We start from the raw sequence: 25,446 nt of genomic DNA, 5'->3' as shown, positions 1-25,446 counted from the left end.
ATGAATGATCCTCCATCCAATCAACTTTTCTCATTGGAAAATAAGACATCAAGAATTACATTTTTATTTATGTTTTTAGGCTTTTCTTTACTAATGTTGTAAGCAGCATTTAAAAGGTTTAGAGAGGCATCAACGTCGCTGTTGTCACTGACAAACAACTTAGCTATTGTCTCCCCTTCTTCAACTTTATCACCAAGTTTTTTGTTAATTGTTAAACCAACACTTTTATCGATAATATCTTCTTTTTTTTGTCTGCCGGCTCCTAATACCATTGATGCTAAACCTATTTTTTCGGTATCAATAAAGGTTATATACCCTTGTTCTTTTGCCTTGAATTCTAAAGTTTTTGAGGATATATTAAGATACTTACTGGGATCATCAACTACTTCTTCTTTTCCGCCCTGAGCTTTTATCCATTCTTTCATTTTTTCTTTTACTATACCGCGTTCTATGTTTTCTATTAATTTTTTCTTCGCTTCTTCATAGGTTATTATACCAGATAAGGAAGCCATATAAGAAGAGATTTCTAAACATAACTCAGAAAAATCTTTTGGGCCTTTTCCTTTGACTGTATCTATTGCTTCCATTACCTCCAAAGCGTTTCCAACGTTATCTCCCAAAGGTTGATCCATATTGGTAATTAAAGCAACAGTATTTTTATCGTATCTTTTTGCGATTTTTAGCATGATTCTACCTAACTCTTTGGCATCTTCAATGTTTTTCATGAACGCCCCTGAACCCACTTTGATGTCCAAAAGGATTCCGTCACTATTTATGGCGAGTTTTTTACTCATTATACTTGAAGCTATTAAGGATAATTCCTCAACAGTTGCGGTAGAATCCCTTAAGGAATACAATTTTTTATCTGCTGGGGCAATATTTCCAGTCTGTCCAGCCACAACAATCCCTACGTTGTTCGCTATTTCAAAGAATTCTTCAGTGGTTAGAGAGGTTTTAAAACCAGGAATAGATTCAAGCTTGTCTATAGTTCCTCCAGTGTGCCCTAAAGATCTGCCCGATAATTTGGCTATTTTAACCCCTAATGAAGCAACCATAGGTGCTATGGCTATTGTAGTTTTGTCACCAACGCCTCCAGTAGAGTGTTTGTCGATTTTTTTACCTGTGATCCTTGATAAGTCTATAATATCTCCACTTTTAAGCATTACATCCGTTAGATTATAACTTTCTTCCTCTGTTAAATGGTTGAAGAAAATAGCCATTAACCAGGAAGAAACTTGATAGTCTGGAATACGGTTTTCTAAATAGCCATTGATCATAAATTCTATTTCTTCTCTTGTATTTTCTTTAGCATCTCTTTTATTTTTTATAATATCGTATGCTCTCAACTTTAAACCTCCGTTTCATTATTTGTTTTGATAGGAAGGATGACTTGAAACAATGTACCGTTGTTTTCTTCACTGTCTAAATATATTCTTGCATTGTGGTTATCCAAAACAGTTTTGACTATGTACAAACCAATCCCCAAGCCTGGTACTTGCCTGCTTCTCGATTTGTCTACTCTGTAAAATAGATCGAAAATCCTTTTTAATTCTTTTGAAGGTATGCCTATTCCTGTATCTTCAATTTCCAAAATTATAGTATTGTCATTTTCGTACAATCTTAACCATACTTTCTTTTCGCCTTTTTCCTTTAAAGCTGTGAATTTAAAAGAATTGTCTAAAATATTATACACTACCTGAAGGAGTCTATCTTCATTACCGAAAACGTATAGATCATCTTCTATTTGTTCTTCAAACTCAATGGACATCTTATCAGCAACAATTTTAAAGAAATCAAAGGCTCTCTTTACCGTATTAGAAAAATTGAAATATACAAATCTTTTTTCTTCGCCTATATTTTTTTCCAATCTCTCTATATCTAAAAGATCGTTAAACATTCTGGTTAATCTCGATATTTCTTCTTCTATTTTTTTTAGTGGTTGATAAATTTCTAGGTCTAAATTAGGTTCGTGCAATATCGTTTCTAAGTATCCACTTATAACAGATAAAGGTGTCCGCATTTCATGCGACATGATGGTTAAGAATTCCCTTCTTAGATCTTCTAAATTTTTTTCTTTCGTGATATCTAACAAAATAATAACTCTATAATTTTCAACATTTATTGATTTAACTTGACATCTGAAGTATTTTTTTTCTGGATAATAGAATGAAGTTTCTTCTTCCAAATCTTTATTAGTTTTAAAACTTTTTAAAGTCAATTCAATGAGATTGTGATTGTCAACTACCTCTGTTAATGACCTACCGACAAAATTTTCTGTTGTGAAAATATTTTTGGCAAAAGAATTAGCGAAATCCACCCTGATAATTTCATTTTGATTATAAGAAACCAATATTATTCCTTCGGAAAGGGTATCTAGAATCGAAAATATGTTCCTTCTTTTGTATTTTTCGGATTTGTATTTTTCTTCTAAATTTTTAATATACAAAGTTAGTTGATGCAAAAGAAAATCATCAACAGGATTTTTTATATTTATATTTATGCTTTTTGCAATCTCATTTTTAAACCGTTGATGAGCCTTTTCTTCTTTTCTCTTTTTTGAATAAGCATATATAAATAAAATATTTGTGATAATAAGCAATAAAATAACGATAATATATATATTGACCAATATTTTCACCTAGTTTATTAATAAAATCCAATTGGAAAAAAGGCAGAGGTATTACCCTCTGCCATTGAATATTTAGTAGTTTCTTTCCTTTCCAGGATCTCTGAATTTGTATCCTTTCCCTCTTACTGTAATTATGTATTTTGGATTAGAAGGATCTTCTTCGATCTTTGTTCTCAACCTTCTGATATGAACGTCTACTGTTCTTGTATCTCCGTAGTAGTCATAACCCCACAATTTATCCAACAATACATCTCGACTAAAGACTTTTCCTTCATTTTTAGCAAGAAAAACTAACAAATCGAACTCCAACGGGGTAAGGCTGACTGGATTTCCCCCTACCCAAACTTCTAATCTTTCAGTGTCGATAATTAAATCTTTAGCTGTAATTTTTTTGGGTCCTTCTTCTTTCATTTGAGCTGATGCAGCTTGTCTCCTAAATATGCTTTTAATTCTTGCAATTAGTTCTCTTACATTAAAAGGTTTAGTGACATAATCATCGCTACCAAGTTCTAACCCAGCTACTTTATCAGCAGCATCATCTTTGGCACTCAATATGAGTACGGGCGTATTGCGATAATCTTCGCTGGATTTCAAGATTCTAATTAAATCAAATCCATCCATTGAACCTGGTAACATAATATCCACTATGAAAAAGTCGGTATCTTTTTCCTCTAATTTCTTTAAAGCCTCATCAGCAGACACAGCCGTTATTACTTCGTAACCTTCTTTGGTCAAGTTCAAAGATAACATTTCAGAGATCGCCGGATCGTCTTCTACTATCATAATACTTTTTTTTGCCACTTTTCTTTCCCCCCTTTGGGATATTTTTTTGGTTAACTTATTTAACTAAGACTCATCTTCATGTGTAACGCTCAGAAATTTGTCCTGACAAATTTATACTCTCCATTTTTTGATTTAAGTTTTTTCTCAGGATCTTTTTAGAAACAATATTTCGAGTTAATTCAAAAGTTGCGATTTTGTTAATTTCATCAAAGGCTTCTCCCTGAAAATGCACTTTGTTGTAGGAAACATCTGTTATTTTTAACTTTATGAATACCTTAAAAGAATAAGGTGTAGAGGACAGATGGTCTATGCAACTATGTGAAACTACAGAAACTTGATCTTTTTCCAAAAGATCTTTTAAAATATTATACGTACATTTATGTATTTCTTCTAAAAGAGAAGAGGTGCTTAAAGCATGAAAACTTATAACTTCGTTATCTTCTGACCATAAATAACTTTCATCTTTTACTTTAAAGGAGTAATTAAATTCCTTTCCTTTCAATGAGATTATTTTCTCTAGAAAGGTACTCATAGTTTACCACCTTTGCTTCTTCTTGAGTTGAGGATACTCCAAGATTTTCAACATATTCCTTTAGGTCATCTGTATCTTTCTGTAATAAGTCTCTTAGTTCCTGTCCTGAGATAGTTTCCTTTTTTAAAAGATATTGAGCAATGAATTGTAGCTTCTCCTTGTTCTCTAACAACACTGATTTAGCCTTTTCATAGCTTTTATTTATTATTTGCTTTACCTCAGAATCCAGTTCTTTTGCAGTTTCATCCGAATAGTTTTTTTCTCTAAATAGTTCACGTGCTAAAAACGTTTCTTCACTTTCGCTAGCCCAAGCTACAGGACCTATTTTTTCGCTCATACCAAAACTTTCTACCATCCTTCTTGCCATTTCTGTAGCTCGCTTTAAATCATTTTCGGCTCCGCTGGTAATTTCATCGAATATTATTTCTTCTGCGGCTCTACCAGCTAACATTACCGCAATATCATCGAGTATTTCAGATTTATTCATCAGATACCTGTCTTCAGAAGGTAACTGTAAGGTGTACCCTAAGGCCGCGTAACCTCTAGGAATAATTGTTACTTTGTGTACAGGGTCAGCATTTGGTAAGATAGTTCCTAAAATAGCATGACCTAGTTCATGATATGCAACGACTTCTTTTTCTTGTTCGGAAAGCACTCTCGTTTTCCTCTCGGGACCAACTATAACCCTTTCGATAGCTTCTTCGCAATCCTTCATTGTTATGAACTTTTCCCCGTTTCTTGCTGCCAAAAGCGCCGCTTCGTTGACTAAATTTTCTAAATCTGCTCCAACAAATCCAGGAGTAGCTCTGGCTAACACCTCTAAATCAACATCGGGGGCTATTTTCTTGCCTCTAAAGTGAATCTTTAATATATCCTTCCTTCCTTCGGCATCAGGTCTATCAATTACCACTTTTTTATCAAATCTTCCAGGTCTTAGCAAAGCTTTGTCTAGAACATCAGGCCTATTTGTAGCTGCCATAACTATTATTCCAATACTTGGATCGAATCCATCCATTTCTACTAATATGGAGTTAAGGGTTTGCTCCCTTTCATCATGACCTCCTCCAAGACCCGATCCTCTTTGCCTACCAACTGCATCTATTTCATCAATAAAAATGATAGCAGGTGCGTTTGCCTTAGCTTGATTGAAAAGATCTCGAACTCTTGCGGCTCCTACCCCAACAAAAAGTTCCACAAAATCAGAACCACTAATATAAAAAAATGGTACGCCTGCCTCTCCAGCCACTGCTCTAGCAAGTAAAGTTTTACCTGTGCCTGGTTCCCCTACTAAAAGCACACCCTTTGGCATTCTAGCGCCTAGCCTATTAAAAACCTTTGGATCTTTCAAAAATTTTACTACGTCTGTTAATTCTTCTTTCGCTTCCTTAACCCCTGCAACGTCATTAAAAGTGGTGCGGGTTTTTTTGGGGTCATATTTTTTAGCAGGACTTTTTATAAAATTCATACCTTGATTTGCTCCACCCCCGCTTGATCGAAACAAAAAGGTGAAAAGAAAAATAAGTAAGAAAACAGGCAAAAGAAACGTTAAAATAGAGATCCACCAACTGTTTTCTAAGCTTCTGACATATTTAATCTCTATTCCTTGATTTGCAAGTCCATAAACATATTGTTGGTCTGATAAAAGAGTTGGGGCATATGTTTCATAATAAAGTCCTCTATTATCTCTTGCTCTGGCATAGCCAGAATCTTCTATTTCTAGAGAGACAATCTTTTTATCTTCCAACATTTGAACTAACTCACTATATTCTATTTTCGAAACATCTGGAGTACCGATAAGGCTGTTAACTCCAACATATATAAAAATACCTATTGTTATATATATTAATAATAGCCAAAGAACTCTAGATTGGTTTCTTTTATTTTGCAAGACTAGACCTCCTCTTTTCTCAATTCTATAAGTTTATTAAATTTTAACTAGCAGAGAATCACTTTTTTTTGTTATACTTAACCCATTTATCTTTCTTACTCCACCCTTGCGCATTTTTATGATTTTCTCTGTTTCCTCCATATTTGGAGGATATTTACCAAACTTCAAAAAGGCAATTCTTATTATTTCGCCATCGAAAAAGTCATTTTCTAATCTTAATTTTAATGAGTCTTTACTGATCTCACTTCTTTCTTCAAATTTCCTTTTAACTTCTTCCCTGTAACTCCAAATGATTTTTGCAAGTCGGAAGAAACTTTCCTTGTACCTTGGGTTGATCTTCTTAAATAAAGGAGTGATTTCATATCTTATTTTATTTCTAGCATAATCTAAAGAATAATTGTACTTATCTTCCACATACTCTATATTATTAATTGTAACATAATTTTTGATTTCTTCCAAGTCAACACATAACATTGGTTTTGTTATTTCTTCTTCTATAGGAATTAGACCGCCTAATCCATATATTCCGGTCCCTCTCAAAATTCTGTAAATCATTGTTTCAAATAAATCATCCATATGATGGGCGGTTGCTATTTTATTATAACTTAATCTTCTTAATGTTTCATAAAAAAATTCATATCTTAATTTTCTTCCCGCTACTTCAACGCCTACCTTGTTTTTTTTTGAGTATGTAAAAACATCCACTTTTTTCGAAAAAAAGGGTATCTTTAGTTTCCAACAAGCTTGTCTCACAAAAGCTTCGTCATTATCAGCTTCTTCTCTCATACAATGATTTAAATGGGCTACAGATATTTCAAATCCCATAGTTTTCGATAATTTTGACATCACATGAAGCAAAGACATTGAATCTTTTCCACCGGAAACTCCTAATAGAATTTTATCATATTTGTTAAAAATTTTATAGTCTCTTATAAATTTAAATATTTTTTTCTCAAAATCTTGGAGTATCACTTCCTCTTCTCCTTTCAGTTAACACTCTGACAGTGCCTAGAAAAACAAAACAGCGTCTCAAGACGCTTTGACTACTAAAAATATGGTGGAGCCGGTGAAGGGATTTGAACCCCCAACCTACTCATTACGAATGAGCCGCTCTACCGTTGAGCTACACCGGCAATTGATTTCGTTATGAGAATACATACAAAAAACCCCAATTTTGGGGTCAAAAATGGAGGGCCTGGTTATCAAAAAAATATAATATCCGACTTAATGCGGAATTTCGCACTATTAAAGTGCCAAGCACCATTACGTGCACGAGATTCTTTAGGCCCTCCATTGCTTATTTTACTATATAATTTCAAAAATGTCAACTGTGCGCAGAGGTCCCATTTCCTTTTTTGGGTGGGCTGCGGGGCAAAGGAGCGCTAAAACTCATTATACAGGAGTTGTGTGATAAGATAACACATCTTCCAAAAGATATGGTATAATCAAATTATCAATGAAAGCACTTCCTCCATGAGGTTGGAAGGAAGCGCTTTTTTTGAATATTTGCCAAAGTATTGAATAAATAATGAATATGAGCTTCAAAAATAAATTTGAAAATAGGGGGTAGTAGATATATGCAAGAGATTCCAGCAAATATATCATTGGGTTTAACCATGGGAACGATTGCAGCGGCACTTTTTTTCATCGCTAATCTTTATGTATTTTTTCATCTTATTAATCAATTGGTTTCACCAAAAAAGCACTGGAAATGGCTAGACAAAATGAGAAATAGATGGCACTATGTGCATTATTTAGGAAATGCCGCCGCATTTATTGCAGCTTTAGTACATGGTGTTTTAATGCTGCAGTATGCTTCGGTATTTCACGGGGTACTTATAGCTGTGATGGCGTGGATGGTGTTTGCAGGTTTTACCATGAGGTTTACAAAGGCAAGTCTAAAGTTTAAAAAGACCCTTAGGATCTTTCATGCAAAATGGTATATGTTTGTTATTGTACTGGTACTGCTGATAATAGCACATATTGCTTCGCTTGGATCCTTCCCATATCCTTTAGGTTAGCATAAATGGAACTTGCCCCGCTCACAGCTTTTTATGTATGAGTTCTTTAGTATTTTAAAAAGATACAAAAAGGCAAATAATATATGCAGAGGTGTTGGTATGAGGAAACTTTTCACTCCATTTAAACTAAAGGACCTTGAAGTTAACAATCGTATCATGATGTCGCCCATGTGCATGTATTCTGCTGGTGATGACGGCAAGCCAACCGACTGGCACTTTGTCCATTATGGTACGAGGGCAGTGGGAGGTGTAGGCCTTATCATGCAAGAGGCTACAGCCGTGGAAAGGCGAGGTAGAATTACTGGCAATGATTTAGGGTTGTGGGATGATAGTCAAATCGAGCCTCTGAAAAAAATGGTAGATTTTGTGCATTCTGTAGGAGGCAAAATCGGTGTTCAGTTAGCCCATGCAGGGAGAAAGTGTAAGGTGAAAAACGAAAAGGTTGTTGCTCCTTCGAGTATTAAGTGGAGTGACGAATATCCCATTCCATCAGAGCTTACTAAAAATGAGATTAAAGATATAATTAGAGCTTTTGGTACTGCGGCGGCAAGAGCCGTTAAAGTTGGATATGACACTGTAGAAGTCCACGCAGCTCATGGTTATCTCATTCATGAATTTTTATCACCACTTTCTAACAAAAGAAGTGATGAATATGGAGGCAAAATAGAGAACAGAGTAAGATTTTTGCGGGACGTATTAATTGAGGTAAAGAAAAATATACCCGATGATATGCCGGTTTTTATGCGTATATCCGCCACTGACTTTGTGGACGGAGGCATCGACATAAAAGAAACGATAGAGATAGTAAAACTTGTGAAAGACCTTGTAGATATTGTGGATTGCAGTTCGGGTGGTCTCTTATCACCGAGAATAGATTTTTATCCAGGCTATCAGATAATTTATGCAGAAGCTGTAAAAAGAGAAACAGGGGTACCATCTGTGGCTGTGGGTTTAATAACCAGTCCAGAAATGGCGGAAGAGATAATAGGGAACGAAAGGGCGGATATGGTTGCACTGGGGAGAGTGCTTTTGAGGCAGCCTTACTGGCCAGTATATGCAGCCCATGAGCTTAAGGATAGAGATATTATAGCAAGGCAGTATTTCAGAGGAAGATATACATAAAAAAGTGTTTTTTGTGGGGGCTTTACAAAGTAAAAATTTTGTGATAAAATAATTGAGCAGAAGATGGGGACGTGGTGAAGCTGGTTATCATGCCGGTCTGTCACACCGGTGGCCGCGGGTTCGAGTCCCGTCGTCCCCGCCAATTTTAAAAAGGCGAACGTTAAACGTTCGCCTTTTTTTAAGTTATTTTTAAAGTTTAGGGCATATTGTTATTTTTGAACAATTAATACTCTATTTGTTTAATTTGTGATACAATAGAAGTGACAGAAGATTTACAAAATTAATGGGGGGGGATTATACTAAAATGCAAAAAGAAATAGATAAAGAATCTTTTATGGAAACTTTTCAAGAAATGGTAGATCTTTTGCAGGAAATAAATTGGGACGAAAGTGAGAATGATTTTCTAACAAAGCTTTTAAAAATTGCTATAAAGATCATACCCGAAGCAGAATACGGTTCTATTTGGTTAATTAGGGGAGCATTATATGAAGCCATAGTTGGAATTGGTTACGATGAAGATTTAATTAAAGAAATGGTTGTTCCCTTCAACGAATCATATGTGAGTAACCATATGGATAAAGATTTAATAGAGGTTCAAAATATTTTGGATTACAATTCCCCTGAAACCGATTTGTACAAAATCAGTAAAAAATTACACAAAGAAACTAATCAAATGGTGACTTTGATTTCAGCTTTAAAAAATAAAGACAATGTAATTGGGCATATATATATTGACAGCTACCATGTTGACTCTTTCGATGATAATTCAAAAAAAATGCTTAGAATGTTCAGTAATTTAGCATCTATATTTTTGACTTTGAAAATCCTACGGGATTCAGAAAAAGAAACAGTAGAAACAAATTCTAATTATTTGAGTTTTATTAGTCATGAATTGAGAACACCTTTGACTTCAATTATAGGATTTGCCGAAACAATATTGAACAATGAGGATTTAAAAAAAGATGAGATAAAAAGTATCATAAGAAAGATACTATTTTCTGCTAAACACATGAACTCACTCTTAGACGATATTTCAACTTTCAACAAATTAAATAGAGAGAAGAGATTGAATTTAGAAAAATTAAATTTAAAAAAGTTATTATATGAGGTTTTATCGATGTTAGAGCCGACAGCATCCCCTGATGTTGAAATAAATCTTGATTTTCCCGTTGATATACCAGTAGATATTGAAACAGATGAGACTAAATTAAATCAAGTCCTTGTAAACGTAATAGGGAACGCAATGAAATACACCACAGAAGGTTCAATAGATATCCGTGTAGGTTACGAAAGTCATACAAAACATTTTCTAATCGAGGTAAAAGATACGGGATCTGGGATTCCAGAAGATAAATTAAAAGACATATTTAGGCCATTTTTTAGAGTTTCTAAAGATAAACCTGGAAGTGGATTAGGTCTAGCAATAGTAAAAAAGAATCTTGAAATGCTCAAAGGAAGTGTAGAGGTAAAATCAAAAATAGGCAAAGGGACTACATTCCTGATAAAAATACCCCAATCAATAAGTGGTATTGTAGATAAGTGTTAATAATAGTTACGCTGAACATATTTCTTCAAATAATTTTGGGAAGAGTACTTTTGGTTCACCACCTGTTTTTAAGGATCTATCCAATTCTTCTATATCTATTATTATTTTTTCTATAGAAGTAGGGGAGTAGAGTTTCTCAACGTTGATTTTTTTTACTTTGTCGTTTTTAAAATTGAATCCTAAGAAGGAAGCTACTCGTTGTTGTGAAACCATGCTATCTTTGCTGATTTTCATGACTTCAGACCAATTGTAATTGGCCTTTCTTTCTCCATTTAATATTACCGAATATAGATCCAAAAAGTACTTATATAAATAATTTGCTAGAGCAATTGGGGAGAATGAAGAAGATTTTACAATAGAATGCAGTTTTATTAGTGAATTTGATAATTTCTTTGTTACTAAATCATAGCAAAGTTCTTCATAATTAGCAGTAGAAAAATAAGTAGAAACATCTTCAACGTCTTTTAGGGATATAATCTCCGCATCGGAGTATATAGAAAGCTTCTTAACTTCCTCATACAACAAATCCTCATTTTTCCCCACAAATTGTATTATTTTCTCAGCGGTTTCATCACCTAAATGTTTGTTTAACTTGCTTGCAAAATCCTTAAGCATTTCTATCCACAGTTCATCTTTCCATGGGGGAGGAATCATTGCCTCTATTTTTTTATCGAAATTTATTTCTTTTAGATATTTATTTTCTTTTTGAATATCCAAAATGAGTGTGCCTTCAAAGGCTTTTTCATAATGTTTCAGTAATGTAGATATCTTTTCTTGATAGGGAATTTTGAAAGAATCAAAATCTGAAATTATTATGATTCTGTTTGTGAAAAAGATATTTCCCATGGTGAAAATATTGTTGATCTCTTCATCTACATAATTTCCTGGCGATAACGTAACTATTTCAGCATTTGGGAATTTTTCGATAATTTCTTCGATTCTGATTCTTTTTTGAATAGTTGAATTTCCCAAAATTAATATTTTTTGCAAAGTCAACTCTCCTTCAATCGATTGTGTGAAGTTGAATGATTTCGTGATCTTTTAGGAATTTATCTGGTGGAATAGATTGTGAAACAACAGTGTCGCCATTACCAGTGATTATTACGTTTTTTTCTTTTATTCCTAAGTTCAACAGGACGTTGTAAGCTTCAGTTATAGGATAACCAGTCAAATCAGGCATAATATCTTGATAAAAAACTTTTTGATCTTGGAGTATGTTACTTTCTTTGGCATATCTATAAAAAATGTTGGTTAATACAGGTGCAGCTACTTCTCCACCGTAAAATTCTTCTTTAGGATTATCTATTATAACTACAGCAGTATATATGGGATCAACAACTGGATAAAAGCCAACAAACAATGAATAATAGCTACCTTCAACGTATCCTATGCCACTCTCCGCCTTTTGGGCAGTACCGGTTTTCCCTCCTATTCTTAAACCTTCCTTATAGGCTTTTTGGGCGGTTCCTTCTATGACTGTATAACTCAACCACTCTTTCACCATATTAGCGATAGGTTCAGATATAACTTGTCTTTCTGAGATTTCCTTTTCTTCTAAAAAAGTTGGTTGTAAATACGTACCACCATTGGGAATTATGTTAAAAGCTGATACTAACTGTATTGGTGTGATCCCTATCCCTTGCCCCAGAGCAATCTGAAAAGGAGTTATTTCATACCAATCATCTGGATAAGGCACTACCCCATTGATTTCTCCTTTGAATTCTACCCCCGTTTTTTTCCCAAAACCATAGGTTAAAAGTTTTTGATAGAGCCATTGATTAGAAAATTCTTCGAGGATTTTTTCCATCATCTGCGCTATCGCAATATTTGAGGAATATGTTAGAGTTTCTTTGAGCCCGATTTCTCCCATTCCATAACCTTGAGATTCGGTCACCTTGAAGTTTTTTTTGCCTGTAGGGTAGTATTCGTATCCTGAATAAAATTTATCATTAGGATTAATTATATGTTCATCTAGTGCTGTAGAAATTAATAATGGTTTAAGTGTGGAACCCGGTTCTATATACCCCATATAAGCAATATTCCAGGGATAAAGTGAAACACTCGATTTAATTTTACCTGTTTTACTCTCCATAACGACAATAATTCCGCCTTCTGCGGATTCTTTTTTTACAGTATTTAGAAGTTCTTCATATGCAATTTGTTGCATCTTCAAATCTATACTTAAACTTATCGTTTTTTGACTGTTTAAAATCGCATTATCTAATAAAAAAGGTTCGATTCCATAGGAGGTTTCATTTGCTTTTCCAACTAGTAAATCAAGAGAAAATAATTCATTGTAAACACGTTGGGTAACAGGATATATTCTTGAGTATTTGTTTAAAATTCCGAGATCTATATACGCTTCTTCATAAGTATCATAAGTGCCCCATTTTAAAAATTTTACGTTTTCTATTTGTTCATCACTAAACCTTTGATTCAGTATATATTTATTTTTTTTAAAGTCGTTTTGTAATCTCATAAAGCCTAAATCGATCCAAGCTTCATATTTTTGTTGGTTATATACAATCATATTGCCATTGGAATCAACAAGTTCTGAATATTTGTTATTTTCTAATGAAGTTGAAAATTCTTTAAAGTCCTTTGCCAAAGGGTTATTATACACAAAAGTGAGGATAATCAGAAAAACATATCCTGAAAGAAAAAGGAAGGTGAAAATTAACCATTTGTGTTTCATGGCTCCATTATTTCTCCATGATATTTAAGATCTCTATGTATCTGTCGATTTGGTTATCTAAGGCAGATATCTGTGATTCCATATTATTAAGTTCCATCTGAGATTGGTCTATTATGGATTTATAATTTTCAATATTTTTGCCAAAGTTAAGAAAGATGGTAAGCCAAATGCTAACGGTTAAAAATGCTAAAAAAACTAAAATGATTATAACAATATCGAGAGATTTGACTTTAGATTTAGTCTTTTCTATCGCTTTGCTTTTTGCGTACACATTTCTTTCCATAAAAACTCCCCCTAACTCTTATCATTCTTTAAGCCCCTAAATACTCAACCACTCTCAATTTTGCACTTCTACTTCTTGGATTGTGTTTTATTTCTTCTTGCGTAGGTAAAATAGGTTTGGGAGTAAGAAAATTATATCTTTCATTATTTTTGAAAAAATTTTTAACGATCCTGTCTTCCAGAGAATGAAAAGTTATTACAGCTACCCTTGCCTTTACCTTTAAAAAGCTTTCAAATTTAGAAAGGGTTTCTTCGATGTTTTTTAATTCTTCATTAACTTCTATTCTGAGGGCTTGGAAAGTTTTGGTGGCAAAATGTCTGTGCCTTTCGTGAACTTGCGAAGCAGGTAACCCTTTTCTAATGGCGTCTACTAACTCTTGTGTAGTATTTATAGGTCTGTTTTTTACAATGCTTTTTGAAATGCTGTGAGCAAACCTTTTTTCTTCTCCATATTCAAAAATGATACGCCTAAGGTCTTCTTGTGAATAATTGTTGACTATGTATGCTGCATCTTTTTCCGATTGAACATCCATTCTCATATCTAAAGGTTCGTCTTTAGTAAAAGAAAATCCCCTATTTTCACCTTTTAACTGAAAGGTAGAAACTCCTAAATCCATTAAAAAACCGTCAACTTTGTCAATACCTAAGCCTCTCAAAACCATATCTATATTTTTATAAGATGATTTAATCAATACCACGTTATCCGATAAATCCTTTAACCTTTCTTCTGCGATTTCCAATACTTCGTAGTCAACATCTACACCGATTACCTTAGCTTTATTGTTGGTGTATCCTAAAATAGCTTTTATATGTCCACCTTCGCCTGCGGTACAATCCACATAAATGCCGTCTTTGTTGGTTATCATATAGGATAAGACTTCCTCAACCATTACACTTTTATGAAAATCGTCGTATTTTCTTACTATTATTATACACCTCTTTTGCAGAAAAACAAATTAATTTTTTTACTTATATTTCGCAAAGAATAACAGTTCTTCTTCTATGAATTCGTCTATTTCTCCATCCAAGACTGCTTGAGCATTAGAGGTTTCATACTCTGTTCTTAGATCTTTAACTAAGGTATATGGATACAAAACATATGATCTAATCTGATTTCCCCATGAAATATCTTTTACCTCACCACGTAATCTTAACTTTTCTTCTAACTTTTTTTGATGTTCTAACTCATATAATTTAGCCTTTAATATTTTTAAAGCAGTGGCTTTGTTTTGATGTTGTGAACGCTCGTTTTGTACAGCTACAACTATACCTGTTGGTAAATGAGTAATCCTAACCGCAGAATCGGTTTTATTGACATGCTGTCCACCTGCTCCACCTGATCTGTACGTGTCTATTTTCAGATCGTCTGGATTTATTTCTATCTCAACATTTTCATCAAATTCAGGCATCACAGATATTGAGGCGAAAGAAGTGTGCCTTCTTCCATTGGCGTCAAATGGAGAAATTCTTACTAGTCGATGTACACCGCTTTCATATTTTAATTTACCGTAAGCATAGGGGCCTGAAATTTTTATGGTTGCACTTTTTATTCCCGCTTCGTCTCCTTCTTGAAAGTCTATCGTTTCAATGTCATAATTATTTTTATCTGCCCAACGAGTGTACATTCTCAATAGCATAGATGCCCAATCCTGTGATTCTGTTCCTCCCGCACCCGGATGTAGACTCAGAAATGCATTTGCATCATCGTATTCTTCTGATAAAAGCATTCTTAATCGAAAAGAACCGATCTTTTTTTCAATAACTTTTAAAATTGCTTCAACTTGGGCGGTCATTGATGGATCATCCTCTGATAATTCAACAGCTATTTCTAATTCCTCAAAGTCGTTCTCCAATTTTTTAAATTCATCTATTTCATCTTTTAAATTTTGTGCCATTTTGGAGATCTTTTTAGCTCTATTTTGATCGTTCCAAAAGTTTGGTTCCATCATTTCTTTGTCGAGTTTTTTGACTTCTTCTTCTACTTTATCTATATTAAAAACGTCTTTTAAATCTTCAAAATTTTCTTTTAATTCGTCTATTTTTACTTTCGTTTCGTATTCTATCATCTGATCACCTCTTAAAAATGGTTTCAATTATTATCTCTTAACTTTATACCTTTTTTTAATCTTGTTGGCTTGTTTAGCGGTATTTTTACTTTTAGCTTCTCCACCATCATTCGATTCATCGACCGCTGATACGTTGTTATGTACAAAGTTCAAACTGGCATATATTTTTTTTGCTTCCCTTTCTTCTTTTTCTGGAACTACTTTTGCTATTCTCATTAAATAACTGACTATATCATCGTATATACTGTCAACCATCTGATCGAAAAGAAGGTAAGATTCTTTTTTAAATTCCATAACTGGGTCTTTTTGACCATAGGATCTTAATCCGACAGCTTCTTTTAACGCTTCAATAGCATCTAAATGGTGTCTCCATTTCTCGTCTATTATTCTTAACATAACGAATTTTGCGACTTTATTAAAATCTTCTCCAAACTCTTCTTTTTTGTATTGATATCTCTTCCAAAGTAGCTCAAAAATTTCATTTTCTATTTCCTCACGAGTGTTTCCCTTTATTTCAGAAATTATCAAATATTGTTTCAACTTTTCTGAAATACTACTTTTATCGTATTTTTCTTCCACTTCATCCCACGAGGATTCCACAATTCTTTCCACAACATCCATAAAGATCTCTTTTATATGATCATCATAGTTACCTTGTTCAAGGATCCAATCCCTATGATTGTATATTACAGATCTTTGTTTGTCCATTACAGAGTCAAATTCGTACAATCTTTTTCTTATCGAGAAGTGTATCCCTTCGATTTTCTTTTGAGCATCCCGAATGACTCTGCTGAGCATTTTATGTTCTATGGGCTGACCTTCTTCTATTTTTAATGCAGTCATCATGTTTTTCATTCTTTCCCCACCAAACAATCGTAAAACGTCGTCCTCAAAAGAGATAATAAATCTTGATTCGCCGGGATCGCCTTGCCTACCAGATCTTCCGATCAATTGGTTGTCTATTCTTCTGCTTTCATGCCTTTCGGTACCTAAAACAAAAAGCCCTCCAAGCTCTTTGACCCCTTCTCCCAATTTAATATCGGTACCTCTACCAGCCATATTCGTGGCTATGGTAACGGCATTTTTTTCCCCTGCCTGAGCGATAATTTCTGCTTCCCTTTCGTGGTATTTGGCATTCAAAACTTCATGTTTTATTCCTCTTTTTTTCAGCATCTCACTTATGGTTTCGCTATTTTCAATGGATGTTGTTCCCACCAATACGGGTTGTCCTTTTTGATTACGTTTTGCAATCTCATCAATTATTGCTTGATATTTTTCTTTTTCGGTTTTAAAAATTAAATCATTTTTGTCTTCCCGAATAACAGGTTCGTTGGTAGGGATAACAATAACTTCTGTGTTGTAGATCGCTTTGAATTCATCTTCCTCAGTTTTCGCAGTTCCAGTCATACCTGATAATTTTTCATACATTCTAAAATAATTTTGGAAAGTTATTGTTGCAAAGGTTACACTCTCTTCTTTGATTTTTACTCCTTCTTTTGCTTCGATAGCCTGGTGCAATCCTTCGGAATACCTTCTTCCAGCTAACAATCTTCCTGTAAATTCATCAACGATGACAACTTCTCCATCGCGAACGATGTAATCTTTATCTCTTTTGAAAAAATTTATCGCTTTTAAGGCGTTCAAAAGATGGAACAAATACTTAATGTTGCTCGGATCGTATAAATTATCGACAGATAACAGTTTCTCTGCTTTGCTTATTCCTTCTTCTGTTAACGCTAGAGTCTTTTGTTTTTCATCTATAGTGTAATCTTTTTCAACTATAAATTTCTTCGCCAGAGAGGCAAATCTTCTGTAAAGTTCGGAAGGAGTATCCGAAGGACCCGAAATGATTAAAGGTGTCCTAGCTTCATCTATCAAAATGGAGTCAGCTTCATCAACTATTGCAAAGTAATGGCCTCTTTGTACTTTGTCGGTATTTTCGTAAACTAAATTGTCCCTTAAATAATCAAATCCAAACTCATTTGCAGTTCCGTAAGTTATATCCGCTTGATATGCTTTTTTTCTATCTTCTTTGTCCATGTTGGCTTGAATGTATCCTACACTCAAACCTAGATACTCGTATATCGGTCCCATCCAATTTGCGTCTCTTTTAGCCAAATAATCGTTATGGGTAGCCAGATGAACATTTTTCCCTGTTAAGGCGTTTAGATAAATTGGAAGGGTTGCAACTAAAGTCTTTCCTTCCCCAGTTTTCATCTCCGTTATCTTACCCTCATGTAAAGCGATACCTCCCATTAACTGGACATCGAAATGCCGCATGCCTATAGTTCTTCGTGAGGCTTCTCTTACAGCAGCAAAGGCTTCGGGTAAAATATCGTCCAAACCCTCACCTTGTTGTAACCTTTTTTTATATTCTAAGGTCTTTCCAGATAGTTCAGTGTCGCTGAGAGATTTCATACTTTCTTCTAATTCATTTATTTTATTTGCCATCTTTGAATATTTTTTTAATAAACTTTTATTCTTGTCTATCAGTCCAAAAAGCATAAATAATGCACTCCTTTCGAATCAAAATTTCTAAGCTTTAATTTTACTTTATTTTTATTTCTACTGTATACAATCCGTTATTATCGTATTCTTCCTTTATTACCCAACTATCTAACGAACTATAAAAATTTACTGATAAGTAATTTGAAATATCTAAAATTAACAGACTGTTGAGACTTTCTTTTCTTTCAATTTCTTCATAATATTTAGTGTTTTTGAATCGTTGTATTTCTGACAAATACACATTCATCTTATCGGGTAAAACGTTTGAAAATATGAATTCATCTTCTATAAAATAAAGGTAAACTTGGTTTTCCACACTTTGATTAGACCAAAGATAATAATTGTAAGTTCCAATATTTCCTTCTTCCATATTTCTTGCTTCTGCAAATTCTCTGAGTTTATAAGTATCAATCGATGCTTCAAAGAATAAGTTAAGCTCATTATTACTTATACTTTGTGAACTAACGGCTATAAACTCCTCTTCTTTGATACTATTGACTATAAATCCTATAACATTTTTGCTTTCATCGTCCAAAGGGGTTAAAAAATTTTCAAAATACGATGGGAAATTGGTTTTGTCTAACTTTTGTATGTTCAAAACTTCTCCAAACAATTTCTTGTTTTCCAAAAGTGTCAAATCAAAATTTTTCTGGGCACCTCTGTAATCTTTAGACTCAAATGTTGCCTTTAAGGTTCTAGAATCAACGGTAACGTAAAAATCCCAAAGGTTATTTTCATTTAAAACATTTTCTAGAGACCCCGATACTAAAGCATTTGAATTGTTATCATAGGTTGTCGGTTCCATGTTCAAAAAGATACCCACTTCATTTTTTTGAATAGCAAAATTTTTTTCTTCTAAGGTGTATAGATCATTGCTCACTTTATTAGCACCAAAAATCTTTGTAAAAATCTCATTGAAGACGTCATATTCGGTAGAGTATATGGCGATACTTTTCGAATTAACCATCAGGTCAAATAAAAGGTTAAAATAGTTCGGATTAAATAATTCGCCGAACGAATAGTCTTTATCCGAATAAAATACCATCGGAGCATTTAAAAAATTTTGAATGTTTGTATTTGTAGATTCTAATGTCGTTGAAAGTAATTCTTTGATATAATCTTGCCCTATCCCTTCAGTTGAGTTTACAAATCGATAAAAAGGTACCGTTTCATAGATTTCAGTATAAACAGCTAAAGGACTTTTTATCCCTATCGTTGTTTCTCCAAAGGTGAATAATGCAATTAAAATCAAAAAGATGAGGATAATTGATAACTTCTTTATTTTATTTCCTCCCTATTATTCAACACTTATTTTGAATTTTGAAATGGCTGAATTGAGATTTTGAGAAAGTTTTTCTAATTCTTGAGCTCTTTCACTAAGTGAGCCAGCGTTTTCAGACTGATTTTGCATCAACATCTTAATTTCTTTAATTTTTTCGCTGGTTTCATTCACTGTTCTAGCTATTCTTTCCATTGAAGAACTCATTTCTTGCGTACTTGCACTTTGTTCTTGCGAACTAGCAGTTACGTTTTCCACCCCTGAAATCATTCCATTTATCTCATTTAATATGCCTTCAAATTGTTCTCGAACCTTGAGGGCTTCATCGTTTATTTCTGCAATAGTATTTACGGTTTTATTGGTTACGTCGTTTACATTGTTGGTACTTTTTTTCAGATCCTCTAAAATGTTGCCGATTTCGTCCGTTGCTTTACCGCTTTCTTCTGCTAATTTTCTTATTTCATCGGCTACAACGGCAAATCCTCTTCCCGCTTCTCCCGCTCTTGCTGCTTCTATTGCTGCGTTCAGTGCTAACAGATTCGTCTGTTCAGTTATGGAATTTATAGTTTGAATAATATTTCCAATATTTTCTGCTTTTTCCAAAAGTTTTGAAACATTTTCTTCTGCTTCTTTGGATTGCTCTACACCAACTTCTATTTTCTTTACTATATTGTGAATACTTTCCATTCCTTTGTTAGCTTGGCTTTGTGTCATTTCAGCTGAATTGGATAACTCTTGTGCAGCAGAAGATAAACTTTGTGCTGAAGAGGCAATTTCTTCAATACCGGATGTGATCTCTTCGACAGATGAGGCACTATCTTCCGAAATTAACTCTATATTTTTTGCTTCGTCGAGAACTTCTTCTGCCGACTTTTTGAATTTTTGTGAGGCTTCTTTTAATTCCTTTGAAGATGTTTCAACTCTTTCAGAAACATCTTTTATACTTTCAATCGTTTCTTTTAAGTTATCTCGCATCTTACTAAACGATTTAGCCATTTCTCCCACTTCGTCTTTGGATTTACTTTCGAATTCTACATCCAAATTCCCTTCTCCGAATTTCAATAATACGTTTGAAAAATCTTTTATTGGTTTTGAGATACCTTTTCCAACAAAGTAGGCAACTACAATTGCTATAACAACTCCCACAACGGTTATTAGGATTATAAGAAGCGTTAAACTATTTATCTCACTGTATATTTCACTCTCGGGTAAATTTAGGAACAAAATCCAGCCATTGGATAGCTTAGAATAACTCGTTAAGAACCCTTCACCATTTAATCTTTCTACAAAAGTCCCTTCTGTAATTGAGCTTATGGTTTCTAAGTAATCCGTTATTTCATCTTCTATACTCTTTCCAGAGTCATAAAGAGGATGGAAAATTACATTAAAATTATCATCCACTAAGTACGCATATGCTTTTTGGTATCCTAAATCTTCTTGAATGAGGTTGGCAAAATATTCCAAGGGAAAACTCATCCCAGCAACACCAACAAAAGTTCCATCTTCTGGATCGTAATAAGGAACAGAATAAGTGATTACATTTGTCTGTAAATATTCATCAAAGTATATATCGGTCCAAACACCTTCACCTTTGTCTCTTGCTTCAAAAAACCACTGATATTTTTTATTTTCTGGGTTAAAAGTATCGTCTAATTTTATATATTCATTTTCTAAACTTTTATCTTCACCCTCAATGTAGTAAAGGGAATACAATTCTTTTGTCCTTAACATATCTGGATTGAAAACTATAAAAGAAGTTGCATTACCTTCTATTTTTTGCGAAAAATTTTGGGGTACATCCTTAGCTCTATCTAAAAACTTTATCACTTCAGCATTTGAAAAACTCGCTATAAAAGGATCAAATCCCAAAAAGGCAGAATCGCTATAATTATCCACTACTATTTCAATAATACTTATTTGTGAACCTAGATCAGATGCAACGCTCGCAGTTAAATTTTCCACTCCGTTTAGTGAATATTCTTCTAAAAGAGCAGTGGATCTGAAAATTGATACAAGACTTATAACGGTTACCACTGCAATCACTAACAAAGCAGAAGATAAAATAATCTTGGTACTGATTCTTTTCAATGCAAACTCCCCCTTTAAAATATGTATCGAATTAAATTGAAACGCCCAAGGTGATTCTAACTAGGAAACCTATAAAAAACGTTAATCCTGCAACACCCAAACTTATACCCGCCATTTCAAGAAATCTACTTTTGAAGCTTAAATCTTTGGCAACAGAAATATAAAAATTGAAAATCAATATTATTATAACAGCTGTTAGTAAAGTTATAATTAAACTTAAAAAATAATTATTGGGCATTAACAAATAAGGAAGGATTAAAAAAAATACCGTGATTATATATGCGATTCCTGTGTAAGCTGCTGATTTTAATGCTCTTTCATCGTTTTCGGCTCTTTTTGATAGATACTCGGATGCCGCCATTGACAATGATGCGGCTATCCCAGTTATTAATCCAGATGTAGCTATTATTATTCCGTTTTGAAGGGCAAAAGTCAAACCTGCTAATGCACCAGTCAATTCGACTAACGCATCGTTTAAACCAAGCACAATCGACCCCACGTAATTCAGTCTTTCTTCTTCTATCATTCCTAAAAGTTCTCGTTCATGCTTATCTTCTTCTTCTTCAATTTGTTTTGCTTCGGGGACTACACTGGAAATATCCTCATAGGAAATCTGAGCCCTTTCTTCACCATTTTCCATGAGCTTCAAACTGAAGGTTAACCCAAGTATTTTAGAAAGAATGAAATAGAACAAGACTTTTATGTAATTTGGTTTCACATCTTCGTTCGTATAACTTTTCCAAAAATCGTGGTGTTTTAACTCTTCGTTTGCTATGCTTTCTAGGACTTTTTTATTTTTAGTATCTTTAGTAGAATCAGCTAATCTCTTATAAATCATATGTTCCGTTAACTCAGCCTTTTGGAAATTTAATAAATGTTTTTTTGTTTTTGAGTCTATTTTTGAGTTTTCCATTTTAGGGCCTCCAATTAAAATTTGTTTTTTATTCTTCATATTTTTTATACATTTCCTCTATTTCTTTTTCGTATTTTTTCAAGATTTCTAAGAGTCTTGGGTTAAAATGATCTGGTTTTGTCCTGTGATCCCCATTTAACAATATGTCAATGGCTTCCCTATGTGAAAAAGCTGCTTTATAACTTCTTTTTGATCTTAATGCATCGTATACATCTACCAAGCCAACGATCTGAGCCTCAATGGGAATCAGCTCACCCCTTAATCTAAAGGGATACCCAGAGCCATCGTAATGTTCGTGATGGTAAAGGGCAATTTTTCTTGCTGTTTCAAAATATGGATCATCCAACAAATTATCGGCATATAGTGGATGTTTCCTCACTTCTTCCCATTCTTGTTCATTAAGTTTACCAGGTTTATTAAGAATCTCGGCAGGAATAAAAAGTTTCCCCACATCGTGAAGTGGAGAAAAATCTCTTATTTTTTCAACGTGTTCTTTGGGGAAACCTAATTTTTCTGCAAAAAATGCAGATAATTCACTTACACGGTAGATATGTTTCTTACTGTTTTCATCGTGTGATTCTGCCAATATAGAAAGTTTACTTGCAAAGGTTGCATAAGCATTTTTTACCTCTTGCGTTCTTAATCTGTTGACAAAAAACATTTTTGCCACATTTAACAATGAATCAAAAAATCTAACGGATTCTTCAGAAAAATTCTCATCGCTATCCTTTTTAATATCAAGTGAAATATCTAAATACCGATTTTCATCTATTTTTATTGTTTTCAGTAGAGAGGATTTTATCGGTTTGGTAAATTTGTACATTAAATTTGCTACATCTTTAGGCATTTTTTCTTCATCCAATGAAATTACGTTATCAAGTACCATCGATTTTTCAGCAATAAAAGCATAACTTTTTTTAAGATTTAAACTTTTTAGACCATTAATATCATGACCCAACGTTACTAAAAATCTCCAACTATCTCCCTCTATTATAGAAACACTGCCATAATCAGCTTCTGGGATTTCTATGATTAAAGTATTTAAAAATTTCTGGAAGAAATCTTCCTCTTTTACTTCTTCATTTTCAACTTCGGATATAATTTCCAACAGATGAATTATTTTATTATTCAGTTGTTCTATTTCCTGATAATTACTTTCTATTTCCTCATTTTGTGCTATTAACTCTTCGTTGTAGGAAGTTAATTGTTCATTTGCTGCGGTAAGTTCTTCATTATAACTTTGGGCCTCTTCCTTTGCATCATTTAATTCACTCAAAAGAGAGTGAAGTTTTAAATTTTCTTCCCTTAGAACATATATAAATACAATAGAAAAAGGTACTAGAATCATTATTATCCAAAAAATAACAGGGTAATTTTCATAAAAAGAAGGAGGTTTGTTCTGGATTATTGAATCTGCTGGTAGTCTATTGATTGAAATACCAAATCTTTCCAAGGCAGGAAAGTTAAAAACGTATTTATTATCAGGGAAGTAAGTTCTTGGCAGCTCTGTAATATCAACTCCACTTAATAAGTTTATTGCTATCTCCCCAGCTTTACGTCCTTGATCGTATGCACTGGTAATTTTACCTCCTACAACGTTATTGCCCATATACACGCTTGATGTAGTATAAATAGGAAGTTTATCAAATTGTCCCATATATTGTTCTACTTGTGTATAATCATAAAAATTTCCATAAATATCTTTACTAAAAGCCAAAAGGAGCACTATTGAGTTTTGTAATGGTGCATCGAGCTCTTGCTTTATTTGATCCAATGAATCGCTTAAAAAGATAAAATTAGTATTCTCAAAATTAGGTACTACATCATTTTCCACTTCTTGCTTGAAAAGTTCCCCGGTTTTAGTCTGATTATCAACAATTACATAAACATTCTCTGTGGCTGGATGGAGATTTAGTGCTAATTCTAACGTTTCTTTTATATCATGAATCTCTACAACGCCACTGACAAATTCTAATTCACTCAAATCGTATTCTTGATAGTAGTTGATCCCCGCATACACAATAGGAGTTTCCAAAAAAAGTGAATCATAATTTGATAAAACAAAATCAAGCGCGTTATTATCCAACGCAATAACGACATCAAATGTAAAATTACTAAATTTTTTTCAAAATATTCTTTGAATATGTTTAGGCTATTATCATCGCCAAACCTTTTGCTATCAAGATATTCTACATATATATTTATACTTTCTTCATTTTCTAAAACTGAATATATCCCTTCTAATTCCTTATCTGACCAAGACAAGCCTGGATTATACGAATTTAAAATTAGGACAGTAGAAGCTAAAGAATAAATCCCAGACAAGATAAATAGTAAAAACAAAAAAAGAACTTTATTATAATTTTTCACAAGTGGACCTCCTAAATATAATGAGATCAGATTTGCATTTTTATACTACTTTGATATTGTATCACAAATAAGAAGACTTTAAAAGTAGAATAATTTTCGTTGTTAAATTAAAATTATTTAAATGTTTTTATATTCGTAACATATATATCTTATCATTTTGTTAGTGTTTAGGCCGATAAATTTGTTCAACTTTTGTTTTCTAACGAGGTTATTTTTAAATTTATCGGCTAATTTTGTGTAAAGTTGAGTGTATAAGGAGGGGATAGTATGTCTAAACCTTGGTTGATGGTAGTGGGAATTTATATCGTACTTATGGCAATTGTTGCCCTTACAGTGGGGCAAATGCCAGCGTGGCGCGGAACAATAGACATTATACTTGGTTTAATTGCTTTGATAGTTGCTTTTATGGATAAAGGAAAGAAAGGATCAGCAGCGTAGAATTTTAATTTCATAGATTTTTACAAAACACAAAAGAGGCATAGATTGTTTTGCCTCTTTTGTGTTCTTATTGCAGCCTTGTGCAAAAAGGTCTTTTTTCGTAATGTTTTTGAATAACTTTCCTAATCTCATTTGCTTAGCTTTTGCCGTTTTATGTAAAACGCTTGTTGCTGATTTGTGCAAAATGGTTTGTTTGCAATGCTTTAGAAATGTTTTCCAAAATCTCGTTTGCTACGCTTTTGCCGTTTTATGCAAAACACCTTGTTCATAATGCCTTAGAAACAAT

At 33.4% G+C, this 25,446-nt stretch carries 21 protein-coding genes and 2 tRNA genes; 5 read left to right on the top strand and 18 right to left on the bottom strand.

What is annotated here, in order from left to right; genetic code table 11:
* Nucleotides 1–20: 20 nt before the first annotated feature.
* The 7 genes from PMOB_RS04545 to PMOB_RS04515 all read right to left on the bottom strand — a co-directional run bounded on the left by PMOB_RS04545 (nucleotide 21) and on the right by PMOB_RS04515 (nucleotide 6,965).
* Nucleotides 21–1,346, bottom strand: a complete 1,326-nt coding sequence (locus PMOB_RS04545) for a thymidine phosphorylase (RefSeq protein WP_012208703.1) — start codon at nucleotides 1,344–1,346, stop codon at nucleotides 21–23.
* Between the two features lie 2 nt (nucleotides 1,347–1,348).
* Nucleotides 1,349–2,629 carry a sensor histidine kinase gene (locus tag PMOB_RS04540; protein ID WP_012208702.1) on the bottom strand — a complete coding sequence of 427 codons (1,281 nt, stop codon included), beginning with the start codon at nucleotides 2,627–2,629 and terminating at the stop codon, nucleotides 1,349–1,351.
* 72 nt (nucleotides 2,630–2,701) lie between these two features.
* Complete coding sequence (locus PMOB_RS04535) at nucleotides 2,702–3,430, bottom strand: response regulator transcription factor (RefSeq protein WP_012208701.1); 729 nt, start codon at nucleotides 3,428–3,430, stop codon at nucleotides 2,702–2,704.
* Between the two features lie 58 nt (nucleotides 3,431–3,488).
* Nucleotides 3,489–3,944, bottom strand: a complete 456-nt coding sequence (locus PMOB_RS04530; protein WP_049755269.1) for a thioesterase family protein — start codon at nucleotides 3,942–3,944, stop codon at nucleotides 3,489–3,491.
* Nucleotides 3,895–5,832 (bottom strand): ATP-dependent zinc metalloprotease FtsH, encoded by a 1,938-nt coding sequence (gene ftsH / locus PMOB_RS04525; protein WP_012208699.1) that lies wholly within the window; start codon nucleotides 5,830–5,832, stop codon nucleotides 3,895–3,897. Before ftsH ends, PMOB_RS04530 begins: the two co-directional genes overlap by 50 nt.
* A gap of 36 nt (nucleotides 5,833–5,868) precedes the next feature.
* On the bottom strand, nucleotides 5,869–6,804 hold the full coding sequence (tilS, locus tag PMOB_RS04520) for a tRNA lysidine(34) synthetase TilS (RefSeq protein WP_012208698.1): 936 nt from the start codon (nucleotides 6,802–6,804) through the stop codon (nucleotides 5,869–5,871).
* A gap of 86 nt (nucleotides 6,805–6,890) precedes the next feature.
* Nucleotides 6,891–6,965, bottom strand: a tRNA-Thr gene (locus tag PMOB_RS04515).
* 444 nt (nucleotides 6,966–7,409) lie between these two features.
* Here PMOB_RS04515 and PMOB_RS04505 point away from each other — a divergent pair.
* From PMOB_RS04505 to PMOB_RS04490, 4 genes are all read left to right on the top strand, one after another.
* Nucleotides 7,410–7,853: a hypothetical protein gene (locus tag PMOB_RS04505; RefSeq protein WP_155811052.1), complete on the top strand. Its 444-nt coding sequence runs from the start codon at nucleotides 7,410–7,412 to the stop codon at nucleotides 7,851–7,853.
* A gap of 99 nt (nucleotides 7,854–7,952) precedes the next feature.
* A complete protein-coding gene (gene namA, locus PMOB_RS04500; protein WP_012208696.1) occupies nucleotides 7,953–8,975 on the top strand; it encodes an NADPH dehydrogenase NamA in 1,023 nt (340 codons plus the stop codon).
* Nucleotides 8,976–9,040: 65 nt separating this feature from the next.
* Nucleotides 9,041–9,117 (top strand) — tRNA-Asp (locus PMOB_RS04495).
* Nucleotides 9,118–9,279: 162 nt separating this feature from the next.
* A complete protein-coding gene (locus PMOB_RS04490) occupies nucleotides 9,280–10,521 on the top strand; it encodes a GAF domain-containing sensor histidine kinase (protein ID WP_012208695.1) in 1,242 nt (413 codons plus the stop codon).
* Nucleotides 10,522–10,527: 6 nt separating this feature from the next.
* Here the strand turns inward: PMOB_RS04490 and PMOB_RS04485 are convergent, their stop codons facing one another.
* Genes PMOB_RS04485 through PMOB_RS04435 form a run of 11 tightly spaced genes read right to left on the bottom strand, consistent with a single transcriptional unit; the run spans nucleotide 10,528 to nucleotide 24,722 of the window.
* Nucleotides 10,528–11,511, bottom strand: a complete 984-nt coding sequence (locus PMOB_RS04485) for a DNA polymerase III subunit delta (RefSeq protein ID WP_012208694.1) — start codon at nucleotides 11,509–11,511, stop codon at nucleotides 10,528–10,530.
* Nucleotides 11,512–11,524: 13 nt separating this feature from the next.
* Nucleotides 11,525–13,216: a penicillin-binding transpeptidase domain-containing protein gene (locus PMOB_RS04480; RefSeq protein ID WP_012208693.1), complete on the bottom strand. Its 1,692-nt coding sequence runs from the start codon at nucleotides 13,214–13,216 to the stop codon at nucleotides 11,525–11,527.
* A gap of 7 nt (nucleotides 13,217–13,223) precedes the next feature.
* A complete protein-coding gene (locus tag PMOB_RS04475; protein WP_012208692.1) occupies nucleotides 13,224–13,499 on the bottom strand; it encodes a hypothetical protein in 276 nt (91 codons plus the stop codon).
* Nucleotides 13,500–13,527: 28 nt separating this feature from the next.
* On the bottom strand, nucleotides 13,528–14,424 hold the full coding sequence (rsmH, locus tag PMOB_RS04470; protein ID WP_041534056.1) for a 16S rRNA (cytosine(1402)-N(4))-methyltransferase RsmH: 897 nt from the start codon (nucleotides 14,422–14,424) through the stop codon (nucleotides 13,528–13,530).
* Between the two features lie 39 nt (nucleotides 14,425–14,463).
* Nucleotides 14,464–15,564, bottom strand: a complete 1,101-nt coding sequence (gene prfB, locus PMOB_RS04465; protein WP_012208690.1) for a peptide chain release factor 2 — start codon at nucleotides 15,562–15,564, stop codon at nucleotides 14,464–14,466.
* A gap of 30 nt (nucleotides 15,565–15,594) precedes the next feature.
* The gene (secA, locus tag PMOB_RS04460) at nucleotides 15,595–18,069 is read right to left on the bottom strand and encodes a preprotein translocase subunit SecA (protein WP_012208689.1); all 2,475 of its coding nucleotides are present in this window, start codon (nucleotides 18,067–18,069) and stop codon (nucleotides 15,595–15,597) included.
* A gap of 43 nt (nucleotides 18,070–18,112) precedes the next feature.
* Nucleotides 18,113–19,324: a hypothetical protein gene (locus tag PMOB_RS04455; protein WP_012208688.1), complete on the bottom strand. Its 1,212-nt coding sequence runs from the start codon at nucleotides 19,322–19,324 to the stop codon at nucleotides 18,113–18,115.
* A gap of 45 nt (nucleotides 19,325–19,369) precedes the next feature.
* Nucleotides 19,370–21,439 carry a methyl-accepting chemotaxis protein gene (locus tag PMOB_RS04450; protein WP_012208687.1) on the bottom strand — a complete coding sequence of 690 codons (2,070 nt, stop codon included), beginning with the start codon at nucleotides 21,437–21,439 and terminating at the stop codon, nucleotides 19,370–19,372.
* Between the two features lie 31 nt (nucleotides 21,440–21,470).
* A complete protein-coding gene (locus PMOB_RS04445) occupies nucleotides 21,471–22,352 on the bottom strand; it encodes a VIT1/CCC1 transporter family protein (protein WP_012208686.1) in 882 nt (293 codons plus the stop codon).
* Nucleotides 22,353–22,380: 28 nt separating this feature from the next.
* The gene (locus PMOB_RS10235; protein WP_155811050.1) at nucleotides 22,381–24,372 is read right to left on the bottom strand and encodes an HD domain-containing phosphohydrolase; all 1,992 of its coding nucleotides are present in this window, start codon (nucleotides 24,370–24,372) and stop codon (nucleotides 22,381–22,383) included.
* The gene (locus tag PMOB_RS04435) at nucleotides 24,333–24,722 is read right to left on the bottom strand and encodes a hypothetical protein (protein ID WP_041534055.1); all 390 of its coding nucleotides are present in this window, start codon (nucleotides 24,720–24,722) and stop codon (nucleotides 24,333–24,335) included. The genes PMOB_RS10235 and PMOB_RS04435 overlap by 40 nt, the downstream gene beginning before the upstream one ends.
* A gap of 267 nt (nucleotides 24,723–24,989) precedes the next feature.
* Between PMOB_RS04435 and PMOB_RS10560 the strand changes: the two genes are divergently transcribed.
* Nucleotides 24,990–25,160, top strand: coding sequence for a hypothetical protein (locus PMOB_RS10560; RefSeq protein WP_155811049.1), 171 nt, complete (start codon nucleotides 24,990–24,992; stop codon nucleotides 25,158–25,160).
* Nucleotides 25,161–25,446: the final 286 nt, after the last annotated feature.

Origin of the sequence: Petrotoga mobilis SJ95, assembly GCF_000018605.1 — a bacterium.
Taxonomy (GTDB): Bacteria; Thermotogota; Thermotogae; order Petrotogales; family Petrotogaceae; genus Petrotoga; species Petrotoga mobilis.
This window is presented reverse-complemented; position numbering and strand designations above follow the sequence as displayed.

Excerpts from the sequence above, each read along its gene's own strand:
- PMOB_RS04480 (WP_012208693.1), bottom strand. The coding sequence starts at position 13,216 with ATGAAACACAAATGGTTAATTTTCACCTTCCTTTTTCTTTCAGGATAT.
- PMOB_RS04505 (WP_155811052.1), top strand. The coding sequence starts at position 7,410 with ATGCAAGAGATTCCAGCAAATATATCATTGGGTTTAACCATGGGAACG.
- prfB (WP_012208690.1), bottom strand. The coding sequence starts at position 15,564 with ATGATAGAATACGAAACGAAAGTAAAAATAGACGAATTAAAAGAAAAT.
- PMOB_RS04445 (WP_012208686.1), bottom strand. The coding sequence starts at position 22,352 with ATGGAAAACTCAAAAATAGACTCAAAAACAAAAAAACATTTATTAAAT.
- PMOB_RS04490 (WP_012208695.1), top strand. The coding sequence starts at position 9,280 with ATGCAAAAAGAAATAGATAAAGAATCTTTTATGGAAACTTTTCAAGAA.
- PMOB_RS04475 (WP_012208692.1), bottom strand. The coding sequence starts at position 13,499 with ATGGAAAGAAATGTGTACGCAAAAAGCAAAGCGATAGAAAAGACTAAA.
- secA (WP_012208689.1), bottom strand. The coding sequence starts at position 18,069 with ATGCTTTTTGGACTGATAGACAAGAATAAAAGTTTATTAAAAAAATAT.
- PMOB_RS10560 (WP_155811049.1), top strand. The coding sequence starts at position 24,990 with ATGTCTAAACCTTGGTTGATGGTAGTGGGAATTTATATCGTACTTATG.
- PMOB_RS04530 (WP_049755269.1), bottom strand. The coding sequence starts at position 3,944 with ATGAGTACCTTTCTAGAGAAAATAATCTCATTGAAAGGAAAGGAATTT.
- namA (WP_012208696.1), top strand. The coding sequence starts at position 7,953 with ATGAGGAAACTTTTCACTCCATTTAAACTAAAGGACCTTGAAGTTAAC.